Origin of the sequence: Kribbella monticola, from assembly GCF_003261635.1 — a bacterium.
In the GTDB taxonomy this organism is placed as follows: Bacteria; Actinomycetota; Actinomycetes; order Propionibacteriales; family Kribbellaceae; genus Kribbella; species Kribbella monticola.
In genome coordinates this window covers 463,619-476,694 of the sequence record NZ_QFXK01000029.1, presented here as the reverse complement: position 1 = coordinate 476,694, position 13,076 = coordinate 463,619, and the positions used below count along the sequence as shown (strand labels likewise).

The following is a 13,076-nucleotide window of genomic DNA, read 5'->3' as shown; positions in this document are numbered from 1 at the left end:
CTGCGCTGATCAGTCGATCCGGCTGACCATCGGCAGCCGGGAGCGGGTCAGCAGCCAGGCGAGCAGCCCCGCGCACAACGGGATCAGCACCACCATGCCGCCGAGTTCGCGCCAGGGGATCGCGAAGTACGGCGAACCGAAGGCGACCCGAGCCGTGTAGCCGTAGAGCGCGCCGACGAACACGCCGAGCAGGCAGCCGAGCTGGCCGATCAGCCAGGCCTGAGCGGCCGCGAGGTTGCGCCGCTGGCGCGGTTTGGCCCCGACCGCCGCGAGCGTCGCGAGGTCGGCCCGCCCCTCCGCAGCCGACAGCGAGACGGCGATGGCCACGCCGAGCAGCGTCACCACGGCCGCCACCGAGAGCAGGATGACCAGCGCCTTGTCCGCCGGGCTCTGGTAGCCCTTCTCGATCTTCAAGGCGCTCTCGGAGCCGAGGAAGTTCCGCGCAGTCTGGAGTTCGGACTTGGTCGGCGCTCGGGTGAGCGCGAGATGGGTCTGCTGGACGTTGATCGTGCCCAGCGTTCTGGCCGTTTCGGTGCCGACCAGCGCCTGCCGGTCGAAGGCGGCCAGTTGGTGCGACGGCGTGAGCGTGCTGACCGCGATCCTCTTCTCCTTCGCCGAGGGCTTGTCGCTCCAGGTGCCGAGCCGGGCGTGGTCGCCTTCGAATCCTGGCGTCTCGACGATGATCTTCCCGGCCCGCAACTCCGCGGCCACCTGGGCGCCATTGCCGCCCAGGCTTGCGATGAAGTCCGGATCGACCGCCAGCAACGGTGCGGCCACCATGTCACCGGCCTGGTCGGAGAGGCCGACGGGGAATGCCACCAGCGGCTCCGTGTAGACGAACTGGCCCTGCGGGCCCTGACGCTCTGGCTTTGCGCCCATCGGGCTCACCGGTCCGAGCCGGCTGATGCTCTTGGTCGGCAAGGCGTCCGCGACGTTCCGCTCCAGCGCGGCGGTCCAGATCACGGTCCCGGTGTCGCCGTTTCCAGTGTTGTCGCCGTTGAACCGGATGATCGCGTCGCCGTCGCGCCCGGTCGGTACGTAGTCCTTGGCCGACGCGGCGAAGGAGTTCGCCAGCGCGAAGGCCATCGCCGCAGTACCGGCGACCGACATCATGATCGCGGCAGCCGCCGGTCCTGTGCGGTGCCGGTGCCGGGCTGCGTCGCGGAGCGCGAGTCGTCCGCTCAGCGGCAGCGCGCGGCCGATGGTCGCGGCCCGGGCGATCAGGTTCGGCAGCACCCAGACCAGACCGGCGATCACGCAGGTGATCCCGAGCAGGATCAGGGCAATCGGCCGTTCCGGAGTGATTCCGCCTTGGTAGGCGTTGGGATCACCGGCCGCTTCCTTCTGATGCTGCGCGTAGAGTGCCGCCATCCAGCTGGTACCGATGACCACGGCAGCGACGCCGCCGGCGACCAGGAACAAGGCAGGTCGCCGCAGTCGTACTCCGGTCCCCGCGGAGGCGAATCGTCCGGCCAGCGCCGCCATCGGCGACTGCTTGGCCGCCGAGTGAGCCGGTACGACGGCCGCGAGCACCCCGGCGACGGCGCCGATCACGCCGACCATCACGAGTCGGCCGACCGGGAACTGGATGTCGCTGATCAGTCGTGCGAACAGCAGTTCCCACAGCGGTTTCCCGGCGACCATCGCCAGCACCGCGACCGCGATTCCGCCACCGGCCCCGGCGAGACCGATGACGACGCCTTGGGTGAGGACGATCCGGCGTACGTCGGCAGGTGTGCCGCCGGCCGCGAGGACCAGACCGAGCGTCCGCGTCTGGCGTCGAGCGCTGACCGCGAACGCGGTACCGGCGAGCAGGACGATCTCCAGGACGCCGAAGCCGACCACCAGCATCACGGCGGCGCTTCCCCCGCCGCTGTACGAGACGTTGCTGGGGCCCGGGTGGACGATGGCCGCGCGCGGCGTGACCACTACGCCATAGGCGAGCAGTTTCTCCTGCAGGGCTTGAAGATCCGTGCCGTCCGGCAGATCTGCCACGTAGCGCAGCTCCGCGTCCGCGCCGACCCGGCTCAAGGGGGAACCCGGGGGCGCCCAGATGGACAGGCTCCTCGTGGCGCCAGGCGTCGTCGCGATTCCCACCACCCGGTAGGTCGGACCGTCATCGGTCGAGACCTCGGCATCCGGCTCGAGCTTCCCGTCGGTGAGCAGGCCGAGGTGCTTGGCCAGTTGGGGGCTCAAGGCTACTTCATTCGTTGCTCTTGGCAACCGACCGCGGTCGAGCCGGTAGGTTCCCGCCGACAGGTCGCCGGTGGAATCCACCACGTCGACCTGGTAGTTCGCCGACGCCGAGCCGTTCGTCGCGATGGTGGCCGTGGTGACCGAAGCGGTTCGCACAGCGATCGTCGTACCGGCGGGAAGCAGCTTCGAGACGTCGACGGTGTTGGGATCGCGCTGGTCATCGGCCGCGGGATCATCGCTGTAGAGGTAGCTGCCGTCGATGTCCTGCTGGTTGTCCAGCTTGACCGTTCGGTGCGGCGTGACGACGACCTGCGCATCGGCTCTGCCGATCTGCTCCGTCGCCAGCGCCTCGCCCTTCGGGGACATGCTGAGCGAGATCATCCCGAGCCAACTGGCGGCCATCACGGGCAGCCCGATCAGGGCGGCGATCAAGGCGGTGCGGCCTGGCGAGCGGAGCGCAGTACGGCGGGCAATGCGCAGGGCCGGGCCCCAGGGGTTGGCCATCAGTGGGTTTCCAGCAGTACGTCGGCCTCGGGCAGCGGGCCGGCCTGGCCTACCAGGACACCATCGCGCAGGTAGACGACGCGGTCCGCCCAGGCGGCGTGCCGGGCGTCGTGGGTGACGAGGACGCCGGCGATGCCGTGCTGGTCGCAGCGGTCGCGAAGGAGCTGGAGGACGGCCTCGCCGGTGTCGGAGTCGAGGGCTCCGGTCGGTTCGTCGGCCAGCAGGAGCCGGCGATCCCCCACGATCGCCCGGGCGATCGCGACTCGCTGCCGCTGACCGCCCGACATGTCGTCGGGAAACCTGTTGGCCAGCTCGGGGATGGCCACTTCCAGCAGGGCTGCTTCGGCGTACTTGCGGGCAGTACGGGCACGGGTGCCGTCCAGTTCGAGCGGAAGCGCGACGTTCTCGGCCGCGGTGAGGGCAGGGATCAGGTTGAAGTCCTGGAACACATAGCCGATCCGGCGCCGGCGCAGCGCGGCGACCGCGTTGCGGCTGAGCGTGGCGAGGTCGTTGCCGTCGATCAGGATCTCGCCGCTGGTGGGCTGGTCGAGTCCGCCCGCACAGGTGAGCAGGGTGGATTTGCCGGAGCCCGAGGGGCCCATCACCGCGACCAGTTCGCCGGCGGCGACGGACAGGTCGACGCCGCGGAGGGCGTGCACCGCCTGGTCGCCGGTGCCATGCTGCCGGGTCAGGTTGCGGATGTCCAGGATGACGTTCATCGTCTGACCCCCGGGGTCGTGTTCTGCTGTTTGGGTGTGCCGGCCTTGGGCGGCTGCGACTTCTGGTGGCGCGACAGCATCGCCTCGCAGTGGTCGAGCCAGCGGATCTCGGCCTCGGCGGCGAAGATCATCGACTCCAGCACGAGCCGCCAGGAGATCTCCCCGTCGGCGCTCTGCCGCTTCAGCCGGGTCAGCTCCTGCAATGCCTGCATCGTGGAGGTCCGCTGTCGGTGCACCACCGCGGTCACGTTCACGCCCGGTACGGCGAGCGCGAGGGCGAGCTTGATCGCGAGCTCGTCCCGCGGCCGCGACTCACGCGTCACCGGGGTCTCGAACCAGTTGGTCAGCTCGGCGCGGCCCGCGTCGGTGATCTCGTACATCGATCGCCCGTCACCGTCCCCCTCACCGGGAGCCGCGGCGACGAGGCCGTCGCGCTCCAGCCGGGTCAGGGTCGTGTAGACCTGCCCGATGTTCAGCGGCCAGGTGGCGCCGGTGGCGGCCTCGAACTCGCCGCGCAGCTGGTAGCCGTACTTGGCTTCCGTCCGCAGCAACGCGAGCAGGCCGTGCTTGATCGACATAGATACTGAGTATGCATACCCAGTATCCGCAGGTCAATGTCCCGGTGTGTCAGGTGGCGGGCGTGTTGGCGGCCAGCCAGGCTGGGTCGGGCGCCACCAACTGGATGACGTCGATCCAGGTGCCTTCCGGGTCCCGGACGAAGAAGTGACGTTGACCCCAGGGCTCCGTGACGACCTCGCCCTCGAGCCTGACGCCGGCTTCGGTGAGCGACTGGGCGAGCTTGTCCGCGTCCTCGACGACGAAGCCGAACACGTTGGTGCTGTCCCTCGCTGCCGACACCGCGGCCGGAACCGACTCGTGGCCGCGCTCGCTGATGGCGATCTCCCAGCCGGCATCGCCGCGCCGCAGGCAGATGAACCAGCCGAGGTCGATGGTGATCTGTAGATCGAAGTGCTCCTGGTAGAAGGCGGCGACCTCCGCGGGGCGGGAGGTGACCACGGTCGCGCCGAAGGCTGCGGGTTGCATTCGTTCTCCTGACTACTACAGCTGTTGTTGTTAATCACGACAGTTGTAGTGCACAGCTGGTAGGCTTGTCAACGTGCCCAGGAACACGGAACGTCGCATCCAGCTGGCCGACGCCGGCCTCGCCGTACTGGCCGAATCAGGCGCCCGCGGTTTGACCCATCGAGCGGTCGACGCCGCCGCCGGCCTGCCCGCGGGTACGGCGTCGAACTACTTCCGCACCCGGGATGCCTTGCTTGGTGCCCTCGGCGAGCGGATCTTCGAGCGCCTGGCGCCCGATCAGGCGGTGCTCGCACCGCTTGCCGAGCGCGAGCCGTCGATCGACCTTGTCGTCGACTACGTGCGCTACATCGTCGAGCGGCTTCTCGGCCGGCCGGAACTCTCGCTCGCCTTGTTCGACCTGCGTCTCGAGGCCGCGCGGAATCCAGGCCTGCACGAGATCCTGTCGCGCACGTTGCAGCAAGGGTTCGATGCCGATGTGTCGTTTCATGTGCAGGCCGGTCTACCAGGAGGCGCCGAGGAAGTGCGGCTGCTGCATTTCGCCGTCGACGGTCTCGTCCTGGACCAACTCACGCCCGGCACGGGTCGCCGGTACGACGTCGATGCCGTCACCGCCCGGATCGTCCGCCGGCTCGTCCGTCCCGAGGGGTGACTCAGAGGGTGAGGAGGACCTTGCCGGTCTGGGCGGACTGCTCGAGCGCTTCGTGGGCCTGGGCGACGGCGTCGAGGCCGAAGGTGCGGTGGACGATCGGGCGGACCTTCTTCGCGGCGACCAGCGGCCAGACGTGGCCGACCACCTCGGCGATGATCCGGCCCTTCTCCTCGACCGACCGGACCCGCAGGCCGGTGCCGGTGATCGAACCGCGACGGCTCATCAACCGGCCGAGGTCGAGCTCGGCCCGGTTGCCGCCCTGGAGGCCGATAACGACCAGCCGGCCGTCGTACGCCAGCGTTTTCACGTTGTCCTGCAGGTACTTCGCGCCGATGATGTCGAGGATGACGTCCGCGCCGGCCTTGTTCGTCGCCTCGTTGACCACCGAGGCCCACTCGGCCTCCTTGTAGTTGATCGCCACGTCGGCCCCGAGCCGGGTGCAGAACTCCATCTTGTCGGTGCTGCCCACCGTGCAGAGCACGCGGGCGCCGTGCGCGACACCGAGCTGGATCGCCATCGTGCCGATCCCGGACGCACCGCCGTGGACCAGCAGCGTCTCGCCTTCCTTGAGGTGCGCGGTCATGAACACGTTCGACCACACGGTCGCCACCACCTCGGGGAGCGCGGCGGCACTGATCAGGTCGACACCTTCCGGCACGGGCATCACCTGCGGAGCCGGTACGGCGACCTTCTCCGCGTACCCGCCACCCGCGAGCAGCGCGCAGCACTCGTCACCGACCGACCAGCCCTCGACCTCGGCGCCGACCGCGGCGATCGTGCCGGAGACCTCGAGGCCGAGGGTGCCCGGTGCGCCAGGCGGTGGCGGGTAGTGGCCCTGCCGCTGCAGGAGATCGGCCCGGTTCACCCCGGCCGCGACCACGTCGATGACCACCTCGTCCACGGCCGGCGTCGGATCCGCGATCTCGCCGACCTTCAGGATCTCGACCCCGCCGGCACCCTCACACACCACAGCTCGCATACCGTCCACCGTACTGGTTGGCGGCCGGTCAGGACGGGGTCAGGTCTGTCCAGGTGTCCGCGTCGTCGGCGGCGGATGTCGGGTCGCTCCAGGCGAGGTCGAGGCCGGCGAACAGGCGGCGTACGGACTGGTTGCGGGGATCGCCGATCGCCTCGATGGCCGCAGCCAACGCAGTACGGCGGTATGCGGCGGCGAGGCGTTGTTCACGGCCACTGCTGTCGCGGAGACCGAATCCGTCGTGGTCGTCGATGTTTGCGACCAGCGTCGCGACGTCGGCCTCGGTCAGCCAGGGCAGGTCGCACGAAACCACTACAACCAAAGGCGATTCGCCGTTGCCGAATCCAGCCGCGATACCCGCGACCGGACCGCCTGATGGTGGATCCTCGGTCGCCCAGTCGACCTGACGGCAAACCGGGCGCTCAGGGCCGACCACGACGGTCGACCTCGCCGAAGTGGTTGCCGTCAGCACCCGATCCAGCAAGGTGACCCCGTCCACCTGGATGAGCGCTTTGTCGACGCCGTCGAACCGCGCAGACGCGCCGCCGGCCAGCACCACCGCATCGAAGTCCACGGTCCCAGTCTCCCGCTTCCCCTGGTGCCCACCACAGGAGGTTCAGGATCGGCCCGAATGCGGCACCATGGTGGAGTGAAGATCGCCGTGGTGCAGACCGCCAGCACGCAGGACAAGGCCGCCAATCGTGAGGTGCTGGGGCGCCTGGTCGCCGATGCCGCGCGGGACGAGCCGGACCTCGTCGTCCTGCCCGAGGCGATGATGGCGGACTTCGCCGTGGACGGCGGATCGGTCGGGCCGTTGGCCGAACCGCTGGACGGCGAGTTCGTCAGCACCTTGCGCAAGAGCGCGGCCGAACACGGTACGGCGATCGTGGCGGGCATGTTCGAACGCAGCTGCGACGAAGCGCGCCCGTACAACACGCTCCTCGCGGTCGCTGCCGACGGCGAGCTGCTCGGCGCCTATCGCAAGATCCACCTGTACGACGCGTTCGGGTATCGCGAGTCGGATCAGCTGACGCCGGGTGATGTCGCGCCGGTCGTGGTCGAGATCGCCGGACATAAGGTCGGGCTGATGACCTGCTACGACCTGCGTTTTCCGGAGTTGTCGCGGGCGCTGGTCGATGCCGGTGCCCAGATCCTCGCGGTCCCGGCGGCCTGGGTCCGCGGTCCGCTCAAAGAGCATCACTGGACGACCCTGCTCACGGCCCGCGCGATCGAGAACACCTGTTATGTCGTGGCGGCCGCACAGAACGGCAAGAAGTACTGCGGCCTGAGCCAGATCATCGACCCGCAAGGCGTCGCGATCGCCGCCGTCGGTGAGGCCGACGGACATACCACCGCCGAGATCAGCGCAGACCGCCTGACCCGGATTCGGACCCAGAACCCCTCCCTGCAAAACCGTCGCTACACAGTCTCTCCACGCTGACTCGTACCTCCCCTCGGCGGTCGGGTTAGCCTCCTGGGGTGACGGTGGACGGGTTTGAGCTGGACGGGTTCGATCTGGAGCATCACGGTGACCAGGAGGTCGGAGCAGGCCTGGTCGACCTCGCGGTGAACGTCAGAGCCGGTACGCCGCCGCCCTGGTTGCTCGACGAGATCAGCGCCGGCCTGACCGATCTCGCGGCGTACCCGCGTCAGGACGCCGCCCTCGCCGCGATCGCCGCCCGCCACCAGTGCGCGCCCGAGCAGATCCTGCTGACTGCTGGTGCGGCCGAGGCGTTCGTGCTGATCGCCCGCGCGTTCCGTCCGAAGCACCCGGTTGTCGTCCATCCGCAGTTCACCGAGCCCGAATCGGCGCTCCGGTCCGCCGGTCACCTCGTCGACCGCGTCGTACTCCGGCCGGAGAACGGCTTCGTCCTCGACCCGGGCCTCGTCCCGGCCGACGCCGACCTCGTGGTGATCGGCAATCCCACCAACCCGACCTCCGTCCTGCATCCCGCCGACGACCTGCGCGAACTCGCTCGCCCCGACCGGATCCTGGTCGTCGACGAAGCGTTCATGGATGCGGTTCCGGGCGAGCCCGAGTCACTGGTCGGTGCCTCGATTCCTGGCCTGGTCGTGATCCGCAGTCTGACCAAGACGTGGGGATTGGCCGGGCTCCGGATCGGTTACGTGATCGCCGCGCCTGGGCTGATCGAGCAACTCGCCGCAGTACAGCCGCACTGGCCCGTGTCCACTCCTGCGTTGGCTGCCGCGATTGCTTGCAGCAACGAGCGTGCGATGGCCGAGTCCGCCCAGGCTGCGCTGGAGATCGAACGCCAGCGCGCCTATCTGCTGGCCGGCTTGGGCGCCGACGGTACGACGTACGGCGTACCGCGTGGGCCGTTCGTGCTCGTGCGGGTGGAGGGTGCGGCCGCGATCCGTGAGGCGTTGCGTGAGCGGGGCTATGCGGTGCGGCGAGGGGACACGTTTCCGGGGCTCGGGCCGGAGTGGTTGCGGATCGCGGTTCGGCCCGAGCCGGTCACCGACGGGTTCCTGAAGGTCTGGCGGGACGTGCTCGGCTGATTGCCGCTCAACCGAGTGCTCGCTGTAACTGCGGCAGGGGTTTAGGCCCGGTCTACTTTGCGCACAGGGGGTACACCGAAAGCACTTCTCGAAGGGAGCAGCATCATGGGTCTGAACGACGACGACATGACGACCTCGTCCGGCGACGGCGAAGGACTGGCCGATGGCGGCGCGACACCTGGTGCGCACGACGGTGGTGCCGATGGTGGCGCTGACAGTGGTGCCGGCGATGGCGGACAGTACGGGAACTCGGGTGGTTCCGACGAGGGACTGGCTGACGGCGGGGCAGCGGCCGGTGCACACGACGGTGGCGCCGACGGCGGCGCGGAGGGCCCCGCGGACGGCGGTGCTTCCTCCGGGGTGAGTGACGGCGGTGCTGATGGTGGCGCCGACAGTGGTGCGGGTGGCGGCGGTTCCGAGGGACCGGCTGACGGTGGCGCCTCGGAGGGTGTCAGTGACGGCGGTGCCGATGGTGGTGCCGGCAGTGGTGACGACGGGCCTGCCGACGGCGGTGCGGATCCCAGTGCCACAGACGGCGGTGCCGATGGCGGTGCGAGCGGGAACTCCGGCAGTTGGTGAACACCCAGCCGGAGACCGGGCAGCGATCGACCGGGCAGCGATCGGGCGGGCAGCCGTCGGACGGCTGCCCGGCTCTCCGGCGCTGTGTGACCGGTGACCTCGAGGAGTTTGCTGCGAACTACTGGGGTGCGCAGGCGCTGCTGTCTCCTGCTCCGGACATCCCCGCCGGCGGCTTTGCGGACTTGTTCAGCTTGGGCGCGGCCGACGAGCTCCTGTCCCGCCGTGGCCTCCGTACGCCGTTCCTGCGAATCGCCAAGGACGGCTCGGTTGTCGGCGACAGCCAGTTCACCGGGGCCGCTGGGGTCGGTGCGGAGATCGGTGATCAGGTGCGCGACGACAAGGTCGCTGCGCTCTTCGCCAGTGGGCATACCGTCGTACTGCAAGCACTGCATCGCACCTGGCCGCCGCTGGTGGACTTTGCTACGCAACTGTCGGTCGAGGCCGGGCACCCGGTGCAGATCAACGCGTACATCACGCCGCCGGAGTCGCAGGGGTTCGCTGCGCACTACGACGTACATGACGTCTTCGTCCTGCAAGTGGCTGGGGAGAAGCACTGGACTGTTCATGCTCCAGTGCATGTCGACCCGCTGCGGAACCAGCCTTGGACGGATCACTCCGCTGCTGTTGCTGCCGCTGCTCGCGATCAGCAGCCGGTGATCGACGCAGTACTGCGTCCTGGCGATGCGCTCTATGTGCCGCGTGGGTTCTTGCACTCGGCCAAGGCTCTTGGTGGGGTCAGTGCGCACCTGACTGTAGGGCTGCACACGCTCACGCGCTACCTACTCGTGCAGGAGCTGGCCGCACTCGCGGCGAACGAGGCCGAGCTACGGACCGCTCTGCCGCTCGGCTTCGATTCCGGGGATCCGGAGCAGGTCGCCCAGCAGTTGGAGAAGGTCGTGCCGTTGTTGACCGAGCAGATCCGTGCTGCTTCGGCCGACGAGCTCGCAACCCGCCTGCGCCGTCGCACCTGGTCCGGCAATCGACCTGCGCCGCTGGGGCCATTGGCTCACGCAGCAGCCATCACTTCGCTAGCCGTCGGTACTGCGGTTCGCTTGCGTGCGGGGCTGCGTTTCCGGCTCGTCCCGGGTGATCCGGTGCTGATGCAGCTTCCGGATCGTACGATTTCGTTGCCCGCAGCAACTAGCGAGGCGGTCGCCAGGGTGTGCTCGGGCGACGTCGTCCGCGTGGGTGAGTTGCCGGGGCTGGATGAGGCCGATCAGCTGGTGCTGGTTCGACGGTTGATGACCGAGGCTGTTGTCGTTGCCGGCCTTTAGCTGCTGTTTTCGTGAGTGAGTCGTCGTGAGTGGGCTGTCGTGGGTGAGCCGTCGTGGGTGGGCTGTCGTGGGTGAGCCGTCGTGAGTGAACGTCGTGAGTGAGCCGAGGTACCAGCCGGAGACCGGTTGTGCGGCAACTGCCGAGCGACGCGGCGACCTGCTGATGGCCTCGGCACCTCCGGCCGTGCGCTGGCTCCTGATCGAAAGCCACGACCCATGGCCCCGCGAGGCACTCCGCACCCTCGCCAAGCCGGGCGGCTCCGGAGGACCTTCCACGCCTGGATCGGGCGGAGGTGTGTCTGGGTCGGCACCCGGTGCGCTCGGGATAGAGGTTGCTCGGTTGTGTCGTGAAGCTGGGATTCGGCCGGTACTGATTCGCCGTTACGGGCGCGTCGATCGGACCGCTCCCCGTCGGTGGGCAATGGTCGACAGCCGGCCCGGGCGGGAGTCCGTGCGCTGGGGCTCGTTGTCGTCGGACGAGCAACTGTTGGATGTGCTGGCCGGAAGGGTCGAGGGTGAGCCGAGCAGCGAACCGATCTATCTCGTCTGCACTCACGGTCGCCATGACGCGTGCTGCGCCGTACGAGGTCGACCGATTGCGGCAGCCCTCTCCGCGGCTTATCCCGAGCGGACCTGGGAGTGCAGCCACGTCGGCGGCGACCGCTTCGCCGCGAACGTCGTCCTCCTTCCGCACAGCCTCTTCTACGGCCACGTCTCGCAGGCGCAGGCGGTAGACCTGGCCAAGCAGTACGATGAAGGCTTTGTCGTCCCTGAGTACTACCGGGGCAGTGGTGCCGTCACCGCTCCGGCCCAGGCCGCGCAACACTTCGCCCGAGCCGCCGGCCACTCAACTGCCGTCGGCGCCCTCCGCCCGCTCGCCGTCCAGCAGTCCGGTGCCGCCCGCTGGCGGGTCACCCTCGCCGGTCCTGACGACCACCCCCTCCTGGTCGAGATCGCCGCCCACACCGTCACCATCGACGCCCGCATGACTTGCGCAGCCCAACCACCAGGCCACCTCCGTCAGTACACCCTCGAGTCCCCGCTCGCCGGACCTTGACCGACGGACCTTGATCGACTCCCGCCCGGCTCAATCCACAGGGGTGTCGTCCAGGTGTGCTCCGTAGTACTGCGATTGGCGGGCCATGATTTCGCGCATCGGGGTGCCTCGGGGAACGCGGTACACCGTGCCGGGGAAGTCGAGCTCGCGTTGGACCGCCCAGAGTTCTTCGTGCCGGTCGGGCGAGAAGAGCTGGGCCGGGTCGCCGGCCGCGATCCAGCCGATCGGCAGGACCGTGCCCGGTTCCAGTCGCGAGTTGACGTGCAGCACGCTGTGGATCCGCAGTTCGGAGCCCGCGCCGGCCACCGAGCCTGGGAACAACGCGGCGCCCGTGGCGATGAAGACCTCTTCCTCGACCGTGGCGCCGTTCACGTGAGCGTGTGGACCGACCAGGACCGCGTCGGCGATGAGCGCAGGATGGTCGGCCCGGCCGCGGACCAAGGCGTTCTCCATCACCACACTGTTTTCTCCGAGGCGAACCTCGCCGTTCTCGGCAGTCAGCACCGCGCCGTGCAAGACCCTGCTGCCCTCGCCGAGCACTACTGCTCCACAGAGCACAGCCGACGGTGCGACGTAGGCCGATTCCGGCACTACCGGTCGCCGGCCGCGATGTTCGTACAGCATGTGTTCTCCCGTCTTTGCACCACCTCAACAGTCCTGGCTCAGTTCTACCTGCGGTCGACGGATCCACAGCCCGGGCCCTCACTGCCCGGGCGGCCGTCGTCCGGATCGGCCGTCCACATCAGTGGTGGGAGGTTCGGCCGGGAGGACGAAGGTTTGGGTGGCAGGTGGAGGATCCGCGAGCTACAGAATGGACATTAGAACACCTGTTCGATCAACGCAACAATGCCTGACGAGTCAATCGGCGGCTAAGCGGGGAAGGCCTTCCAGTGTCCTTCGGAGACGACCTCGACGGTCCCGTCGACGACCTTGATGGCGGTCTGGTCGTCGATGGCGTACGCCGGGCCGCCGATGCCGGCGGCCCATCTCTCTGCCTCGGCCATCGTGTTGTCCGGCATCTGTTCGTGGTCCACGTGCGGGAAGATGGAGAAGTCGACGACCCCCAGCCCGCGGTCGTCCGGCGCGGAAGCCCAGTGGACGAAGTCGTCACCAGTCCGCGGTGTCATCACCATGCTGCCGGCGCTGAGCCCCAACCAGACCGTGTCGGGCAGCGACGGCATGAGCTCCGACAGCCCTGACTCCCGCATCCAATGGCACAGGTACGCCGTGTCGCCGCCGTCCACCAGCAACACGTCGGCCTCTCGGACCCACGGCACCCACCGCTCTTCGCCGATGCTGGGCAGCGCGGTGAGTTCCAGAACGCCCACGGATGCCCAGCCCAGGCTGGTCATATGCCGCGGAGGCTCGCCGGCGATGAAGCCCCACACCGAGGCGGGTCCCAACATCGGATGGCCCCACTGCGCCGTGGGGATGCAGAGCGCACGGGACTCGGAGATCGGCTTACCCAGCAGCCCGACCAGCGCAGCACGGATGCTCTCGTTCGTAATGCCTCCGGAGGTGAGCAGAAGCTTCACAACGCCTCCTCGGCCGAGTGCGA

The 13,076-nt window shown here is 68.8% G+C and carries 14 protein-coding genes; 6 read left to right on the top strand and 8 right to left on the bottom strand.

From position 1 onward, the window contains the following. Positions 1-9 precede the first annotated feature (9 nt). From DIZ26_RS16085 to DIZ26_RS16070, 4 genes are read right to left on the bottom strand one after another with little or no spacing between them, the layout of a single operon-like run. The gene (locus DIZ26_RS16085) at positions 10-2,700 is read right to left on the bottom strand and encodes an ABC transporter permease (protein ID WP_112241979.1); all 2,691 of its coding nucleotides are present in this window, start codon (positions 2,698-2,700) and stop codon (positions 10-12) included. Beyond that, on the bottom strand, positions 2,700-3,419 hold the full coding sequence (locus DIZ26_RS16080; RefSeq protein WP_112241977.1) for an ABC transporter ATP-binding protein: 720 nt from the start codon (positions 3,417-3,419) through the stop codon (positions 2,700-2,702). The genes DIZ26_RS16085 and DIZ26_RS16080 overlap by 1 nt, the downstream gene beginning before the upstream one ends. Then, on the bottom strand, positions 3,416-3,997 hold the full coding sequence (locus DIZ26_RS16075) for a PadR family transcriptional regulator (RefSeq protein WP_112241975.1): 582 nt from the start codon (positions 3,995-3,997) through the stop codon (positions 3,416-3,418). The genes DIZ26_RS16080 and DIZ26_RS16075 overlap by 4 nt, the downstream gene beginning before the upstream one ends. 49 nt (positions 3,998-4,046) lie before the next feature. Further along, on the bottom strand, positions 4,047-4,463 hold the full coding sequence (locus DIZ26_RS16070; RefSeq protein ID WP_112241973.1) for a VOC family protein: 417 nt from the start codon (positions 4,461-4,463) through the stop codon (positions 4,047-4,049). 73 nt (positions 4,464-4,536) lie between these two features. Between DIZ26_RS16070 and DIZ26_RS16065 the strand changes: the two genes are divergently transcribed. Further along, positions 4,537-5,112 (top strand): TetR/AcrR family transcriptional regulator, encoded by a 576-nt coding sequence (locus tag DIZ26_RS16065; RefSeq protein ID WP_112241972.1) that lies wholly within the window; start codon positions 4,537-4,539, stop codon positions 5,110-5,112. A gap of 1 nt (position 5,113) precedes the next feature. Here DIZ26_RS16065 and DIZ26_RS16060 read toward each other — a convergent pair whose 3' ends face one another. Together DIZ26_RS16060 and mobA are read right to left on the bottom strand one after the other, a co-directional pair. After that, the gene (locus DIZ26_RS16060) at positions 5,114-6,091 is read right to left on the bottom strand and encodes an NAD(P)H-quinone oxidoreductase (RefSeq protein ID WP_112241971.1); all 978 of its coding nucleotides are present in this window, start codon (positions 6,089-6,091) and stop codon (positions 5,114-5,116) included. 28 nt (positions 6,092-6,119) lie between these two features. Further along, positions 6,120-6,662 (bottom strand): molybdenum cofactor guanylyltransferase, encoded by a 543-nt coding sequence (gene mobA / locus DIZ26_RS16055; protein WP_112241970.1) that lies wholly within the window; start codon positions 6,660-6,662, stop codon positions 6,120-6,122. Positions 6,663-6,737: 75 nt separating this feature from the next. Here mobA and DIZ26_RS16050 point away from each other — a divergent pair, with 75 nt between their 5' ends. The 5 genes from DIZ26_RS16050 (at position 6,738) to DIZ26_RS16030 (ending at position 11,518) form a co-directional block, all read left to right on the top strand. Then, on the top strand, positions 6,738-7,529 hold the full coding sequence (locus DIZ26_RS16050) for a carbon-nitrogen hydrolase family protein (RefSeq protein WP_232828373.1): 792 nt from the start codon (positions 6,738-6,740) through the stop codon (positions 7,527-7,529). Between the two features lie 38 nt (positions 7,530-7,567). Then, a complete protein-coding gene (gene cobC / locus DIZ26_RS16045; RefSeq protein WP_232828372.1) occupies positions 7,568-8,608 on the top strand; it encodes an Rv2231c family pyridoxal phosphate-dependent protein CobC in 1,041 nt (346 codons plus the stop codon). Positions 8,609-8,713: 105 nt separating this feature from the next. Further along, entirely contained in the window at positions 8,714-9,187 is a 474-nt protein-coding gene (locus DIZ26_RS16040; protein ID WP_112241967.1) for a BatC protein, read from the top strand. Beyond that, entirely contained in the window at positions 9,184-10,461 is a 1,278-nt protein-coding gene (locus tag DIZ26_RS16035) for a cupin domain-containing protein (RefSeq protein ID WP_112241965.1), read from the top strand. The genes DIZ26_RS16040 and DIZ26_RS16035 overlap by 4 nt, the downstream gene beginning before the upstream one ends. 421 nt (positions 10,462-10,882) lie before the next feature. After that, positions 10,883-11,518 (top strand): sucrase ferredoxin, encoded by a 636-nt coding sequence (locus DIZ26_RS16030; RefSeq protein WP_112241963.1) that lies wholly within the window; start codon positions 10,883-10,885, stop codon positions 11,516-11,518. A gap of 30 nt (positions 11,519-11,548) precedes the next feature. On the opposite strand, the gene DIZ26_RS16025 is transcribed toward DIZ26_RS16030, so the two are convergent. Together DIZ26_RS16025 and DIZ26_RS16020 are read right to left on the bottom strand one after the other, a co-directional pair. Further along, positions 11,549-12,142, bottom strand: a complete 594-nt coding sequence (locus tag DIZ26_RS16025; RefSeq protein ID WP_112241961.1) for a gamma carbonic anhydrase family protein — start codon at positions 12,140-12,142, stop codon at positions 11,549-11,551. Positions 12,143-12,387: 245 nt separating this feature from the next. Beyond that, the gene (locus DIZ26_RS16020) at positions 12,388-13,053 is read right to left on the bottom strand and encodes a Type 1 glutamine amidotransferase-like domain-containing protein (RefSeq protein ID WP_112241959.1); all 666 of its coding nucleotides are present in this window, start codon (positions 13,051-13,053) and stop codon (positions 12,388-12,390) included. Positions 13,054-13,076 lie beyond the last annotated feature (23 nt).